Raw genomic sequence first — 13,583 nt, forward strand, 5'->3', positions numbered from 1 at the left:
GGACGCTTCAGGTAGACCGATCATGACCGAACTGCTTCTTACGCTTATCAGCGCTGCCCTGATCAACAACCTCGTGTTGCACTGGCCGCTGGGCGTCGATCCGGTGCTGGGCAGCGAGCGGCCACAGGTCCATGCGCTGGGCATCGCGACAACGTGTCTGATGCTGATCGTCGGCGCACTTGGCTATGCGCTCTACCACTGGCTATTAGTGCCATTGGGGCTGACGTCGCTGCGTCTGTTCGTGTTCCTGCCGTTGAGCGTTCTGCTGATCGCCCCCCTGCTGAAGCTGCTTTCACGGTTATTGGCGAAGCTTTCATTTGATGGCCTCTGGCCCCTGCTGCTGGGAAATGCCGGGGTGCTTGGGCTGACGCTGCTCAACGCTCAAGAAGACAAGGGAATTTTCCACGCCATAGCCCTGAGCCTTGGCGCCGGACTGGGTTTCTGGCTGGTGCTGAGTCTGTTCAGCGACTTGCGCCAGCGCACACTCGACAACGACATCCCCCTGCCCTTTCGCGGCCTGCCGATCGAATTGATCGGCGCCGGATTGATCGCGGTGATTTTTCTCGGATTCAGCGGGCTGATCAAAACATGAGTCTGATTCAACGCATCGACGCCCTCTTGCCGCAGACTCAATGCGGCAAGTGTGGTCACCCCGGATGTAAACCCTACGCCGAAGGTATCGCCAGCGGCGAGCCGATCAACAAGTGCCCACCGGGCGGCAGCGAAACCATCGCGGCCCTGGCCGACCTGCTGAAAGTGCCGGTGCTGGAACTGGACGTCAGTCGCGGTTCGGCACCAGCGCAGATCGCTTACATCCGTGAAGCCGAATGCATCGGCTGCACCAAGTGCATCCAGGCCTGCCCGGTCGACGCCATTGTCGGCGCGGCGAAATTCATGCACACGGTCATCGTCGACGAATGCACCGGTTGCGACCTCTGCGTGGCGCCCTGCCCGGTGGATTGCATCGAGATGCATCCGTTACCGTTGGCCACGGTGCTGCCGATTGTCGGCGGGCTGGCGTTCAGCCTGGAGGAACAACAGGCCCGGGCCGCCAAACGCAATCACGCGCGACGCCGATTCGAACAGCGCAATGCCCGTTTGCATCGCGAAGAGGAACAGAAGCTCGCCGAACGCCAGGCCCGCGCCCAACGCGCCGTGCAGCACAGCGAAGTGACGCTCGACCCGGTTCAGGCCGCGCTCGAGCGCGTCCGCGCACAGAAGACCGACAATGCCGATGCTGCGCTGAAAAAGGCCAAGGTCGATCTGGCGATGAGCCGGGCGCAGCTGAACAAGTCGCTCAAGGCCTTCGGGCATCCGCCGACCTTCGAACAGCAATCGCAACTGATCGTGCTGCAACAGCAGTTCGAAGCCGCCGAACAGGCGCTGGCGCAACTGGAGAGCAGCGCACCGCCGGTCTCTGCACCACCTGCCCCGGCAAAAGATGCCGAGCTGAAACGGGCAAAGATCCAGCTGGCCATGCGCCGCGCCGAACTCAAGAAAGCTCAAACAAGCGAGGCGCCGGCCGAACAGATTGAAGCGTTGCAACATGCGCTCAGCGAAGCCGAGCGTCAGGTGGATGCCTATGCCGCCCCTTGAATCGGTGGACGAACGCCTTCAACAGGCCATGAAGCTGGTATTGCTGGCCACCGCGCCGGGGATGCTGATGTTGTTCTGGCTGTACGGCTGGGGTGTATTGATTAACCTGATTCTGGCGGCTGCCACCGCCCTGGCCGTTGAGGCTGCAGTGTTGCAGTTGCGCAAGCAACCGGTAAAACCGACATTGAGCGACGGCAGTGCGTTGGTCAGCGCGACGCTGCTGGCGCTGGCCTTGCCGCCTTACTGCCCGTGGTGGTTGACGGTCAGTGCTGCGGCGTTCGGACTGTTTTTCGGCAAGCACTTGTATGGCGGTGTCGGCAAGAATCCGTTCAATCCGGCGATGCTCGGTTTCGCGATGGTCCTGGTGATGTTTCCCCAGCCAATGACCCATTGGCCGGCGTCCCATGGCATGGATTTGTTCGGTGGGCTGCAACAGGTGTTCGGCTTCAGCTTCGGCCAGACACCCGATGCGTGGGCTCAGGCCACGGCGCTGGACAGTCTGCGAATCAACAAAAGCCTGACCATGGAAGAACTGTTCGCCGGCAATCCGGCATTCGGCCGTTTCGGCGGCCGAGGCGTGGAATGGGTCAACCTGGCGTTTCTGGCGGGCGGTGCGTTTCTGCTGCAGCGGCGGGTGTTCAGCTGGCATGCCCCGGTCGGCATGCTCGCCAGCCTGTTCATCATCAGCCTGTTGTGTTGGAACGGTACGGGCTCCGACTCTCATGGCTCGCCACTGTTTCATCTGCTCACCGGCGCGAGCATGCTCGGTGCCTTCTTCATCGTGACGGAACCGATATCCGGCGCGAAAAACCCCATGGCCCGATTACTGTTCGGCGCAGGCGTGGGATTGCTGACTTATCTGATTCGGACGTGGGGCGGGTATCCGGACGGCGTGGCCTTTGCGGTTCTGCTGATGAACCTCTGTGTACCGGCGCTGGAACGGTTTGCGGCGTCCAGACAGGAACAGGTTGCCCCATGAACCGAGCGACGAGCGTTGTGATTCTGGTAGTGCTGGCGGGCCTGGGGATGGGCGCGACTTACCTCGTGCAGCACACCAGTGCCGCGCGCATTGCCGCCGAACAACGCCTGATCGACAGCCGCCGGTTACTGGATCTGCTACCGCCCGACAGCTACGACAATCAGCCACTGGAACAATCCCTCAGCGTCGAAAACACTCGCTTGGCCAACAGCACACTGCTGGGTGGCTATCTGGCTTCCAAGGCCGGCCAACCGAGCGCCGTGTTGCTGCGCAGCCAGACTCTGGGCTACGCCGGCTCCATCGAATTGCTGATCGCCATCGACCGCCAAGGCAAGTTAGTGGGGGTCAAAACCCTCAAGCAATCGGAAACCCCAGGGCTGGGCGGCAAGCTCGCCGACTGGCCCAATGCCTGGCTTGAGGTGTTTACCCGCAAGTCTCTAACCGACCCCGATGACAATGGCTGGGCCTTGAAAAAGGACCAAGGGCAATTCGATCAGATTGCGGGCGCGACCATCACCTCAAGAGCGGTGATCAATGCCACCCATGACGCGTTACGCTACTTCGACGAACACCGGCAACCGCTGATCGGGAGCAGCGCCCATGAATAAGTCATCGACCCTGCAAAACTCGCTGATGCTTACGCCGTTGATCGGCGTTACGGATTCATTGGTAACGGCCCTGGGCCTGTGGCTGATATTTGCTCTGGTATTCAGTGCTTATGGTTTAAGCATGGGCGTTTTGCGCTCGCGACTGATGCCGACAACACATTTGCTGGCATGCCTCCTGCTGGCCGCCACGCTGACCAGTTGCGCGGAACTCGCCATGCAAGCCTGGTCGCTCCAATGGCACCAGCAGCTGGGTTTCTACGCAGGATTGATCGCTTTGCAATGCGTCGTGCTGGAACACAACGGTTTTTTCCAGAGCCCACCGCGTGATCGACTGCGTCTGTGTGGCTTGTTCGGCGCCTTGATGGTGGGCTTGGGTCTGCTGCGCGAGCTTATCGGCAACGGAACACTCGGTAGCCATCTTTCCTGGATGGCCGGTGCCACGCAACCGGACTGGCAAGGCTGGACGCTGATCGTCGACGGTGGCCTGCATCTGGCCACACTGGCCCCTGGCGGGTTTATTCTGCTGGGACTATTGATCGCCGCACATCAAGCCTGGACCCGCCGCCCGGCGGCATCACATTGACCGCCTTCGAGGAAACGCATCGCCCATGAATGCCGCAAAACGTCTTGAAATTTTCCGCAGGTTTCACGAAGACAACCCTGAACCGAAGACCGAACTGGCCTACTCCTCACCGTTCGAATTGTTGATCGCCGTGATTCTCTCGGCGCAATCGACCGATGTCGGCGTGAACAAGGCCACCGCCAAACTGTTCCCGGTGGCCAATACGCCAGCGGCGATCCATGCCTTGGGCGTCGAAGGGCTGTCGGAGTACATCAAGACCATCGGCCTGTTCAACAGCAAAGCGAAAAATGTGATCGAAACCTGTCGCTTACTGGTGGAGCGCCATGGAGGTGAAGTACCGCAGACCCGCGAGGCACTGGAGGCTTTGCCGGGCGTCGGTCGCAAGACCGCCAACGTGGTGCTCAATACCGCCTTTCGTCAGCTGACCATGGCCGTGGACACTCACATTTTCCGGGTCAGTAATCGTACCGGCATTGCTCCGGGCAAGAACGTGGTCGAGGTGGAGCAAAAACTGATGAAGTTCGTGCCCAAGGAATATCTGCTCGACGCCCATCATTGGCTGATTCTTCATGGACGCTACGTTTGCCTGGCCCGCAAGCCGCGTTGTGGCAGTTGCCGGATCGAGGATTTGTGCGAATACAAGCAAAAGACCTCGGACGATTGAGGCTCTATTAGTTTTTTTGATTGATCGATTGAAAAAATCTTTTTTACCCGCCGGGAAATTGTCGATATAAGGAGCGCCAAAGGGCAGCCTTAGCCTGGAGTTAACCTTATGAGCACTGGCAAAGAGCAATTGGACGTAGAAGACGACTTCACCCCCGTTGAGGCCGATGACGCAGAGCCGGTAGTGGAAGTGGCAAAGACCAACCTGAGCAAACGCCGCACCATCGACAACCTGCTGGAGGAGCGCCGACTGCAGAAGCAATTGGCCGATTACGATTTTGACTTATGACACTTAAAAGCCTCCCGAAACGGAGGCTTTTTACTAAGTGCCGCCCCCTGACAAACACCTGTTCATCGCGCCAAATGCTGGCAGCTTCATACCAGGCCGTTGCGCTGGGCCAATTCAATCAGGTCGACCAGTGAGCGAGCATTGAGCTTTAACAGAAGACGAGTCTTATAAGTACTAACGGTTTTATTGCTGAGGAACATTCCGTCGGCGATCTCCTTGTTTGTCTTTCCTCGGGCCAATTGTTGCAAGACCATCATCTCTCGCCCGGACAAACGATCCACCATATCAGCCTCACTGGCGTTCCCAAGACTGGAACGCACGGTATGCAGAGCCTGATTAGGAAAGTAGCTGTAGCCTGACAGCACGGCTTTTATTGCACTGAGCAACTCAGTGAGATCCTGCTGTTTGCAAACATATCCGGCGGCACCCGATTGCATGCAACGCATGGAAAAATGCCCTGGCGCCTGGGATGTCAATATCAGTACTTTAAGAGGCATCGCCGTTGATGTCAGGCGCGCGATAACTTCCAACCCATCCAGTTTCGGTATTCCAATATCCAGTATGACAATATCCGGCATAAGATCACGGGCAAGTTGTAATGCGTCCACACCATTATCTGTTTCTGCAATGACTTCGTAGCCATGACGTTCCATTAGCATACGTACCGCAAGACGAATGACGGGGTGATCATCCACGATCAGCACTTTATTCATGGGCAAGTCCAATTTTCGCTGTTCGAATTTTTAGAGCCCGCACCATAGCCTAGTCGTTTCACCCATGGCACGCCGTCACCCTCGGCCACTCGCAGCGAGAGACATGGCCTACAAACAACACGGATTATTCCTACAAAAAATCATTGCCATACGAAGAAGCAGAGATTTTACTGACCTACTATTGTTCAGTGCCTCGGCAGTTTTTTTGTATCGACTTACAACCAAAAAACGACAAAAAACAGTGTCGACGCATTAATCCACGATGCGCCGACTATTGAGCTACCCTTAAAAGTAACGGGTATTTTCCAGTACCTTCTTGCGCAATCTGGCTCAACAATCGAAAAAGCTCACACACCGTAACACTTGACCAATAACATAGCGCCATCAAAACAATTAAACAGCCATACCCGAACCCGCAACAATACAGCTACTATAACAACCTCACCACGCTAATAAAAACAGTTCAATACAACAGCAGAACAACCTGATATTAGTTATTACAACCATAAACCAATCGAGAAAAGACAATATTCAATGAGCATACAATATGATAAAACTCAAAAAAAGAATCACCAACCCCATGACAATTATTGCCATATTTGCAGCACTGTCTGAAACATCGGCCGCCGTATCCCTACCCTTTCTCGACAATGAGGAGAGGGAGCTCTATGTGTGGTTCCTGATCAGTTTTCCCTTTTATTTGCTTTTTCTTTTCTTCGTTACTCTCAACTTCAACTATCGATCGCTTTACGCGCCCTCCGATTTTGTGAAGGGAAAGCATTTCATAAAAGCCATGGAGAACGTTCATCATCCGAGTAACAGCCCATCCAGCGTAGCGCCCGAAAACTCGACCCAGCACCATGTAAACCTGCCTGCCCCCCTAAAGGATCTGCACATCGTCGATGCACGGTGGATACACAAAAAAATGGCGTTCAGCGCCCTGATGGAGAGCATTCAGTACCCTGCGGACAATCCCGCACAAGTGATCGTATTTCTCACGTGTACCGATTCGGATAAATTGCTGAAGGCAAACACGCTCAAACATTGGAAACAAATAAAGAAACGCAACAGCGCAACGTTCTGTATTTCTTACAATTTGAGCTCACAGGGCGTGACGATTATGGGCTAGGTATTGAACTGTCGCACATCAGAAAGGCAGCCCTTGAAGCAGATCAAGGACAGGAAGTAGAAGGAACGGTCAGCGGAAACAAGAAGAAAGCGAAACGTTATATGCAGCAGCCCCTCTTCCAATTTGTGGCCTTGTCATCAACAAGGCCACAAATTCATTACCGACTCAAAGGTCTCAGAAAAGCTTCCGGCCCTTGTTCGCCGCGATGCGCATGCGCAAGGCGTTGAGCTTGATGAAGCCCGCCGCGTCGGCCTGGTTGTAGGCGCCGCCATCTTCCTCGAAGGTCGCGATGTTGGCGTCGAACAACGACTCGTCGGACTTGCGGCCGGTGACGATCACATTGCCCTTGTACAGTTTCAGGCGCACTACGCCGTTCACGTGGGCCTGGGAAGCATCGATCATCTGTTGCAGCATCAGACGCTCAGGGCTCCACCAGTAACCGGTGTAGATCAGGCTGGCGTATTTAGGCATCAGCTCGTCTTTGAGGTGAGCCACTTCGCGGTCCAGAGTGATCGATTCGATCGCGCGGTGAGCGCGCAGCATGATGGTGCCGCCCGGGGTCTCGTAGCAGCCGCGGGACTTCATGCCGACGTAGCGGTTTTCAACGATGTCCAGACGGCCGATACCATGTTCGCCACCGATCCGGTTCAAGGTCGCCAGCACGGTGGCCGGGGTCATTTCGACGCCGTCCAGTGCGACGATGTCGCCGTTGCGGTAGGTCAGTTCCAGGTACTGCGCTTTATCAGGAGCCTTCTCCGGGGAGACGGTCCAACGCCACATGTCTTCTTCGTGCTCGGTCCAGGTGTCTTCCAGCACGCCGCCTTCATAGGAGATGTGCAGCAGGTTGGCATCCATCGAGTACGGGGATTTCTTCTTGCCGTGGCGCTCGATCGGGATGTTGTGCTTTTCAGCATAATCCATCAGCTTTTCACGGGAGAGCAGGTCCCATTCGCGCCACGGAGCGATCACTTTCACACCTGGCTTCAGAGCATAGGCGCCCAGTTCGAAACGAACCTGGTCGTTGCCCTTGCCGGTCGCGCCGTGGGAAATGGCGTCAGCGCCGGTTTCGTTGGCGATTTCGATCAAGCGCTTGGCGATCAACGGACGAGCGATAGAAGTACCCAGCAGGTACTCGCCTTCATAAACGGTGTTGGCGCGGAACATCGGGAACACGAAATCGCGCACGAATTCTTCGCGCAGATCGTCGATGTAGATTTCTTTTACGCCCATGGCCTGTGCCTTGGCGCGGGCCGGTTCGACCTCTTCGCCCTGACCCAGGTCAGCGGTGAAGGTCACTACTTCACAGTTATAAGTATCCTGCAGCCACTTGAGGATCACCGAAGTGTCCAGGCCGCCGGAATACGCCAGAACGACCTTGTTTACGTCCGCCATGCCATCACTCCACGGGGTTCTACGGAAAGCCGTCAAGTCTACCGCTCATGCAGAATAATTTACAGAGGCGCGACAGCTTATGACGACGAAGCGACAGATTATGTCGAGCGAGCGACGATTTCAGCGGGTTCAGGAGGTCTTCGCGCTGCCCGCGGAAGCAGTGGCTGGAGGCGCCGGTTGCTCGGTCGGCGCTACCCGTTCAAGACGTACGGCAACCCGGCGGTTCTTCGCTCGATTGGCGGCATTGTTGTTCGGTGCCAGAGGATAGCGCTCACCGTGAAAACGCAGGGTGATCTGCGATTCCTGGATACCATTGGCCTTGAAGAAATCCATCACGGCCAGCGCCCTGCGTCGTGATAGTTCGCGGTTGGTCAGGCGGTTGCCGCTGTTGTCGGAATGGCCGTCGAGCTCAATGTGGTTGACCGTCGGATCGGCTTTCATGAATTCCAGCATGACCTGCAAATGGGCCTTGGCTTGGGCGTCTAGATCGATGCCCTCCCCCGGAAAGCCGACTTCGGATTGCTTCACCTGCTCGAAATTCTGCGGCAGCAACTTGGCCACGCACCCTTGGTAGTCACTGTAGGCCTTGCTGAATTTGACCGGCAGCAGACGGACTTCAGACACTCGACCGTCTCCCGAGGAGTGTCGAACCACCGGGCTGCGACCGTCCATCAACCCGTTGATCAGGCGCCCGGCCTGAACTTGCGAGCTGTTGAACAGCACGTTGCCACTGCCGATTCGTACCGAGCCCAGGTTGATGTCGCCACGCCCCGGCTGCCATGGCGCAGCGGCCGCCAGCAAGGTCGCGGAACCGCCACCGATCATCGAGTTGTAGGCCTTCAAGCGAAATGTCGCCTGTTCGCCGGCACGACGCACGAACTCTCCCGAGCCGAAATCGGTGATGGGTTGAGTCAGGCGGCATTCGAACTTGTCACCTTCGACCGTCCACTCGATGCTCTCCAGACGGGTCTGGAAAGTGAGCGCCATCGCAGGAAGGCTGGCAAACACACTGAGCAAAGCTAAATAACGCTGGCGCACGGGAGGCTCCACTGGCTTGTGCAACAAAAAGACCGACACACACATTTACGGCATACCTGTTGGGTATCGGAAGGTTGCCGCAAAACTTGATAGCGAGTGCCTGCAAGAGTCTTTTCCGGTAGCATTCCCCTGAGTTCGACCCGCCTGGAATCCCCTCATGTCCGACCGCCTGACCCTGCTGCGTCCCGACGACTGGCATATTCATCTTCGCGATGGTGCTGTGTTGACCAATACCGTCGCGGATGTCGCGCGCACCTTTGGTCGCGCCATTATCATGCCCAACCTGGTACCACCGGTGCGCAACGCGGCTGAAGCCAATGGCTATCGCCAGCGGATTCTCGCCGCGCGTCCGGCCGGCAGCCGTTTCGAACCGCTGATGGTTCTGTACCTGACCGACCGCACCCAGCCCGAAGAAATTCGTGAGGCCAAGGCCAGCGGTTTCATTCACGCCGCCAAGTTGTACCCGGCCGGCGCGACCACCAACTCGGACTCTGGCGTCACCAGCATCGACAAGATTTTCCCTGCACTCGAGGCCATGGCCGACGTCGGGATGCCCTTGTTGGTTCACGGTGAAGTCACCCGTGGCGATGTCGACGTTTTCGATCGCGAAAAAATCTTCATCGACGAGCACATGCGTCGAGTGGTCGAGCGTTTTCCGACCCTCAAAGTGGTGTTCGAACACATCACCACCGCTGACGCCGTGCAGTTCGTCAACGAGGCTTCGGCCAACGTCGGCGCTACCATCACCGCGCATCACCTGCTGTACAACCGCAACCACATGCTGGTGGGCGGGATTCGGCCGCACTTCTATTGCCTGCCGATCCTCAAGCGCAATACTCACCAGGAAGCCCTGCTCGACGCCGCCACCAGTGGCAGCGACAAGTTCTTCCTCGGCACCGACTCGGCGCCCCATGCCCAGCACGCCAAAGAAGCGGCTTGCGGCTGTGCCGGTTGCTACACCGCTTATGCCGCAATCGAGATGTATGCCGAAGCCTTTGAACAGCGCAACGCGCTGGACAAGCTCGAAGCCTTCGCCAGCCTCAACGGCCCGCGCTTCTACGGCCTGCCGGTGAACACCGATCGCATCACCCTGGTCCGCGATGAGTGGACCGCCCCAACCAGCCTGCCGTTTGGCGAGCTGACTGTAATCCCGCTGCGCGCCGGTGAAAAACTGCGCTGGCGCCTGCTGGAGGAACACGCGTGAGTGAAGACCATTTCGACGACGAACAGGACGGTCAAGGCAACGGAGGTGGTCCTCGTCATCCAATGGCTGCCAGATTCCGTGGTTACCTGCCGGTTGTCGTCGACGTAGAAACCGGTGGCTTCAATTCGGCCACCGATGCCCTGCTGGAAATTGCGGCGACCACCATCGCCATGGACGAAAAGGGCTTTGTGTATCCCGATCACACCTACTTCTTCCGCGTCGAGCCATTTGAAGGCGCGAACATCGAAGCGGCCGCTCTGGAGTTCACCGGGATCAAGCTCGATCACCCGTTGCGCATGGCCGTGAGTGAAGAAGCAGCCCTGACTGATATTTTCCGCGGCATCCGCAAGGCCTTGAAAGCCAACGGCTGCAAACGGGCGATTCTGGTCGGGCACAACAGCAGCTTTGATCTGGGCTTCCTCAACGCCGCTGTCGCACGCCTGGACATGAAACGTAACCCGTTTCATCCATTTTCCAGCTTCGATACCGCGACCCTCGCAGGTCTGGCCTACGGTCAAACCGTATTGGCCAAGGCCTGTCAGGCAGCCGATATCGACTTCGACGGTCGCGAGGCTCATTCGGCTCGCTACGACACCGAGAAGACTGCCGAGCTGTTCTGCGGCATCGTCAATCGCTGGAAACAAATGGGCGGCTGGGAAGATTACAACGACTGATCCATCACTGATTTCTCGAGACGCAAACCTGTGGCGAGGGAGCTTGCTCCCGTCGGACTGCGCAGCAGTCCCATTCTTTCAGAAAGAGAGTGGGGCCGCTTCGCTGCCCAGCGGGAGCAAGCTCCCTCGCCACAAGTGAACAGCCTGGGTTTATCCCGCCCATAAAAAAACCGGCCTTGGCAGCCGGTTTTTTTATGCCTCGAACGTGCCTTACAGCGCAGCAGCGTTCTCGGTCAGGTAAGCCGCAACACCTTCGGTGGAAGCGGTCATGCCTTTGTCGCCTTTTTTCCAGTTGGCAGGGCAAACTTCGCCGTGCTCTTCGTGGAATTGCAGAGCGTCGACCAGACGGATCAGCTCTTCGATGTTACGGCCCAGCGGCAGGTCGTTGATGATCTGCGAGCGGACAACGCCTTTGTCGTCGATCAGGAACGCGCCACGGAAAGCCACGCCGCCTTCGGACTCAACGTCGTAGGCCTTGGCGATTTCGTGCTTCAGGTCGGCCGCCATGGTGTAGCGAACTTCGCCGATGCCACCATTGTTGACCGGGGTGTTGCGCCAGGCGTTGTGGGTGAAGTGCGAGTCGATCGAAACGGCTACCACTTCCACGTTGCGTGCCTTGAAATCAGACATGCGGTTGTCCAGAGCGATCAGCTCGGACGGGCAAACGAAGGTGAAGTCCAGTGGGTAGAAGAACACCAGGCCGTATTTGCCTTTGATGGCCGAGGACAGGGTGAAGCTGTCTACGATTTCGCCATTGCCGAGTACGGCCGGTACGGTGAAGTCAGGGGCTTGTTTGCCTACGAGTACGCTCATTGGATATCTCCTGGTGTAATAACGTTGAAGAACAGGGTTCATGCCAGCCTGCCACCCTCGTGGCGACAGCCCTGTGACACAAACCTGCTTCGCAAAAGGCCGACCATCATACACCGCGTTTTTCACCTGTCCTTAGCGCCTTAATGGTTTTTTTCCTGGAAGGTAAAAAGACCGCTGCTATATTTTTCTCCTGACAACGTGAGAAGAAACCGTTCGTCAGTCACATGCCCTTATGATGAAAACCTTTCAGAAACCACTTTGACAATCATTCTCGTTAACATTAAGATCCATCGCAATTGAGTCACAACCAGCGACGGTTTTCACTTATGTATGTCTGCCTCTGCACTGGCGTCACCGACGGTCAAATCCGCGATGCAATCTATGAAGGTTGCTGCAGCTACCGGGAAGTCCGTCAGGCCACCGGCGTTGCCAGCCAATGCGGTAAATGCGCCTGCCTTGCCAAGGAAGTGGTCCGCGAAACCCTGGGCAAACTGCAATCGGCCCAGGCGTCGATCCCCTACCCCGCAGAATTTACCGCCGCATAATTACCGTATTTCAAAGAACCGGACTTGATGTCCGGTTTTTTTATGTCTGAAAATCAACCGCTTAGGCGCTAGACGCGGAACACAAACATTCTTATTCCGATTAATTTTCATTTAAGTTTCAATAACTTAGGTTTGACACTCTTAATTACGCGGCTCAAACTCTGCCTTATAGACAGCTAATACAGGGCAGGACCCCATCATGAAAGGCGACATTACAGTCATCCAGCATCTCAACAAGATCCTTGCCAATGAGCTGGTCGCGATCAATCAATACTTTTTGCATGCACGCATGTACGAAGATTGGGGCCTGAACAAGCTCGGCAAGCACGAGTACCACGAATCCATCGACGAGATGAAGCACGCCGACAAGCTGATCAAGCGCATCCTGTTCCTTGAAGGCCTGCCGAACGTCCAGGACCTGGGCAAGCTGAACATCGGCGAACACACCAAGGAAATGCTTGAGTGTGACTTGAAGATCGAACGCGACGGCCATGCCGATCTGAAAGTCGCTATCGCTCACTGCGAAACTGTCGGCGACTTCGGTAGCCGTGAACTGCTCGAAGACATTCTTGAATCCGAAGAAGAACATATCGACTGGCTGGAAACCCAACTGGGCCTGATCGATAAAGTCGGTCTTGAGAACTATCTGCAGTCGCAGATGGGCGAAGAGTAAATGCTACGCCGCTAATCGCGATGCAATAAAAAGCCCCGCTCTCTTTTATAGAGGCGGGGCTTTTTTGTGTGCGCGGTCTTGTCCTGAATATTGTTTACACAGGCACGCTCTTGTTGGAGCGAGCGGGCGGCGATCCCTGTGGCGAGGGAGCTTGCTCCCGCTTGAGTGCGTAGCACTCACAAAACCTTCATCGACTGTAAGGATTTTGGGGCCGCTTTGCGACCCAGCGGGAGCAAGCTCCCTCGCCACACCGCCCACTCCAAGTACCGAATCAGGCGTCGGTCTTGTTGGCCGCAGCAGCTTCAACAGCGGCTTTGATCGTCGCTTGCAACGAACCGTCGGCAGCCATTTCGGTCATGATGTCGCTACCACCAACCAGTTCACCGCCGACCCACAGTTGCGGGAAGGTTGGCCAGTTGGCGTACTTTGGCAGGTTGGCGCGGATTTCCGGGTTCTGCAGGATGTCCACATAGGCAAACTTTTCGCCACAGGCCATTACAGCCTGTGCGGCTTTCGCGGAGAACCCACACTGTGGGGCATTCGGCGAGCCTTTCATGTAAAGCAGAATGGTGTTGTTGGCAATCTGCTCTTTAATCGTTTCGATGATATCCATGGAGCACCTCGGCTGAACTTTCCGACTCAGTGGTCGGCACGGTGGCGCATTGTAACGGAAACCCGAGCGCC

The 13,583-nt window shown here is 56.6% G+C and carries 17 protein-coding genes; 12 read left to right on the top strand and 5 right to left on the bottom strand.

Translation table 11 applies throughout. The features are described 5' to 3' along the window. Window positions 1-22 precede the first annotated feature (22 nt). From ACQKPC_RS02235 to ACQKPC_RS02265, 7 genes are all read left to right on the top strand, one after another. Window positions 23-592 carry an Rnf-Nqr domain containing protein gene (locus ACQKPC_RS02235; protein WP_427622962.1) on the top strand — a complete coding sequence of 190 codons (570 nt, stop codon included), beginning with the start codon at window positions 23-25 and terminating at the stop codon, window positions 590-592. Then, window positions 589-1,596: an electron transport complex subunit RsxB gene (rsxB, locus tag ACQKPC_RS02240; RefSeq protein ID WP_427622963.1), complete on the top strand. Its 1,008-nt coding sequence runs from the start codon at window positions 589-591 to the stop codon at window positions 1,594-1,596. The genes ACQKPC_RS02235 and rsxB overlap by 4 nt, the downstream gene beginning before the upstream one ends. Then, window positions 1,583-2,575, top strand: a complete 993-nt coding sequence (locus ACQKPC_RS02245) for an RnfABCDGE type electron transport complex subunit D (protein ID WP_427622964.1) — start codon at window positions 1,583-1,585, stop codon at window positions 2,573-2,575. Before rsxB ends, ACQKPC_RS02245 begins: the two co-directional genes overlap by 14 nt. Beyond that, the gene (locus ACQKPC_RS02250) at window positions 2,572-3,183 is read left to right on the top strand and encodes an RnfABCDGE type electron transport complex subunit G (protein WP_427622965.1); all 612 of its coding nucleotides are present in this window, start codon (window positions 2,572-2,574) and stop codon (window positions 3,181-3,183) included. The genes ACQKPC_RS02245 and ACQKPC_RS02250 overlap by 4 nt, the downstream gene beginning before the upstream one ends. Beyond that, complete coding sequence (locus tag ACQKPC_RS02255; protein ID WP_427622966.1) at window positions 3,176-3,766, top strand: Rnf-Nqr domain containing protein; 591 nt, start codon at window positions 3,176-3,178, stop codon at window positions 3,764-3,766. Before ACQKPC_RS02250 ends, ACQKPC_RS02255 begins: the two co-directional genes overlap by 8 nt. Window positions 3,767-3,791: 25 nt before the next feature. After that, window positions 3,792-4,430, top strand: a complete 639-nt coding sequence (gene nth / locus ACQKPC_RS02260; protein ID WP_007938911.1) for an endonuclease III — start codon at window positions 3,792-3,794, stop codon at window positions 4,428-4,430. Window positions 4,431-4,538: 108 nt separating this feature from the next. Next, window positions 4,539-4,718 carry a PA3496 family putative envelope integrity protein gene (locus ACQKPC_RS02265; protein ID WP_007898493.1) on the top strand — a complete coding sequence of 60 codons (180 nt, stop codon included), beginning with the start codon at window positions 4,539-4,541 and terminating at the stop codon, window positions 4,716-4,718. Window positions 4,719-4,804: 86 nt separating this feature from the next. On the opposite strand, the gene ACQKPC_RS02270 is transcribed toward ACQKPC_RS02265, so the two are convergent. Then, window positions 4,805-5,431: a response regulator transcription factor gene (locus ACQKPC_RS02270; RefSeq protein ID WP_008069501.1), complete on the bottom strand. Its 627-nt coding sequence runs from the start codon at window positions 5,429-5,431 to the stop codon at window positions 4,805-4,807. A gap of 547 nt (window positions 5,432-5,978) precedes the next feature. Here ACQKPC_RS02270 and ACQKPC_RS02275 point away from each other — a divergent pair. Continuing rightward, window positions 5,979-6,560, top strand: coding sequence for a hypothetical protein (locus ACQKPC_RS02275; RefSeq protein ID WP_427622967.1), 582 nt, complete (start codon window positions 5,979-5,981; stop codon window positions 6,558-6,560). Window positions 6,561-6,734: 174 nt separating this feature from the next. Here ACQKPC_RS02275 and ACQKPC_RS02280 read toward each other — a convergent pair whose 3' ends face one another. Together ACQKPC_RS02280 and ACQKPC_RS02285 are read right to left on the bottom strand one after the other, a co-directional pair. After that, window positions 6,735-7,952 (bottom strand): argininosuccinate synthase, encoded by a 1,218-nt coding sequence (locus ACQKPC_RS02280; protein ID WP_008009296.1) that lies wholly within the window; start codon window positions 7,950-7,952, stop codon window positions 6,735-6,737. 129 nt (window positions 7,953-8,081) lie between these two features. Then, a complete protein-coding gene (locus tag ACQKPC_RS02285) occupies window positions 8,082-8,990 on the bottom strand; it encodes a flagellar protein MotY (RefSeq protein WP_427622968.1) in 909 nt (302 codons plus the stop codon). Window positions 8,991-9,147: 157 nt separating this feature from the next. Between ACQKPC_RS02285 and pyrC the strand changes: the two genes are divergently transcribed. After that, window positions 9,148-10,194 carry a dihydroorotase gene (gene pyrC, locus ACQKPC_RS02290; protein ID WP_427622969.1) on the top strand — a complete coding sequence of 349 codons (1,047 nt, stop codon included), beginning with the start codon at window positions 9,148-9,150 and terminating at the stop codon, window positions 10,192-10,194. Continuing rightward, the gene (gene rnt, locus ACQKPC_RS02295) at window positions 10,191-10,868 is read left to right on the top strand and encodes a ribonuclease T (protein ID WP_008069497.1); all 678 of its coding nucleotides are present in this window, start codon (window positions 10,191-10,193) and stop codon (window positions 10,866-10,868) included. Before pyrC ends, rnt begins: the two co-directional genes overlap by 4 nt. Window positions 10,869-11,078: 210 nt before the next feature. Here the strand turns inward: rnt and ACQKPC_RS02300 are convergent, their stop codons facing one another. Beyond that, complete coding sequence (locus ACQKPC_RS02300) at window positions 11,079-11,681, bottom strand: peroxiredoxin (protein WP_007898510.1); 603 nt, start codon at window positions 11,679-11,681, stop codon at window positions 11,079-11,081. A 326-nt stretch (window positions 11,682-12,007) separates the two neighbouring features. Here ACQKPC_RS02300 and ACQKPC_RS02305 point away from each other — a divergent pair, with 326 nt between their 5' ends. Further along, a complete protein-coding gene (locus ACQKPC_RS02305; RefSeq protein ID WP_123500682.1) occupies window positions 12,008-12,226 on the top strand; it encodes a bacterioferritin-associated ferredoxin in 219 nt (72 codons plus the stop codon). A 199-nt stretch (window positions 12,227-12,425) separates the two neighbouring features. Then, complete coding sequence (bfr, locus tag ACQKPC_RS02310; protein ID WP_123500680.1) at window positions 12,426-12,899, top strand: bacterioferritin; 474 nt, start codon at window positions 12,426-12,428, stop codon at window positions 12,897-12,899. A gap of 271 nt (window positions 12,900-13,170) precedes the next feature. Here bfr and grxD read toward each other — a convergent pair whose 3' ends face one another. Then, window positions 13,171-13,512 carry a Grx4 family monothiol glutaredoxin gene (gene grxD / locus ACQKPC_RS02315; RefSeq protein WP_007898513.1) on the bottom strand — a complete coding sequence of 114 codons (342 nt, stop codon included), beginning with the start codon at window positions 13,510-13,512 and terminating at the stop codon, window positions 13,171-13,173. Window positions 13,513-13,583 lie beyond the last annotated feature (71 nt).

Origin of the sequence: Pseudomonas sp. NPDC089918 (assembly GCF_050280605.1) — a bacterium.
Classification (GTDB): domain Bacteria; phylum Pseudomonadota; class Gammaproteobacteria; order Pseudomonadales; family Pseudomonadaceae; genus Aquipseudomonas.

Coding starts and splice junctions, on each gene's coding strand:
- ACQKPC_RS02250 (WP_427622965.1), top strand. CDS start 2,572: ATGAACCGAGCGACGAGCGTTGTGATTCTGGTAGTGCTGGCGGGCCTG.
- ACQKPC_RS02275 (WP_427622967.1), top strand. CDS start 5,979: ATGATAAAACTCAAAAAAAGAATCACCAACCCCATGACAATTATTGCC.
- ACQKPC_RS02245 (WP_427622964.1), top strand. CDS start 1,583: ATGCCGCCCCTTGAATCGGTGGACGAACGCCTTCAACAGGCCATGAAG.
- bfr (WP_123500680.1), top strand. CDS start 12,426: ATGAAAGGCGACATTACAGTCATCCAGCATCTCAACAAGATCCTTGCC.
- ACQKPC_RS02305 (WP_123500682.1), top strand. CDS start 12,008: ATGTATGTCTGCCTCTGCACTGGCGTCACCGACGGTCAAATCCGCGAT.
- pyrC (WP_427622969.1), top strand. CDS start 9,148: ATGTCCGACCGCCTGACCCTGCTGCGTCCCGACGACTGGCATATTCAT.
- ACQKPC_RS02255 (WP_427622966.1), top strand. CDS start 3,176: ATGAATAAGTCATCGACCCTGCAAAACTCGCTGATGCTTACGCCGTTG.
- grxD (WP_007898513.1), bottom strand. CDS start 13,512: ATGGATATCATCGAAACGATTAAAGAGCAGATTGCCAACAACACCATT.
- rsxB (WP_427622963.1), top strand. CDS start 589: ATGAGTCTGATTCAACGCATCGACGCCCTCTTGCCGCAGACTCAATGC.
- ACQKPC_RS02300 (WP_007898510.1), bottom strand. CDS start 11,681: ATGAGCGTACTCGTAGGCAAACAAGCCCCTGACTTCACCGTACCGGCC.
- ACQKPC_RS02270 (WP_008069501.1), bottom strand. CDS start 5,431: ATGAATAAAGTGCTGATCGTGGATGATCACCCCGTCATTCGTCTTGCG.
- ACQKPC_RS02235 (WP_427622962.1), top strand. CDS start 23: ATGACCGAACTGCTTCTTACGCTTATCAGCGCTGCCCTGATCAACAAC.
- nth (WP_007938911.1), top strand. CDS start 3,792: ATGAATGCCGCAAAACGTCTTGAAATTTTCCGCAGGTTTCACGAAGAC.
- ACQKPC_RS02280 (WP_008009296.1), bottom strand. CDS start 7,952: ATGGCGGACGTAAACAAGGTCGTTCTGGCGTATTCCGGCGGCCTGGAC.
- ACQKPC_RS02265 (WP_007898493.1), top strand. CDS start 4,539: ATGAGCACTGGCAAAGAGCAATTGGACGTAGAAGACGACTTCACCCCC.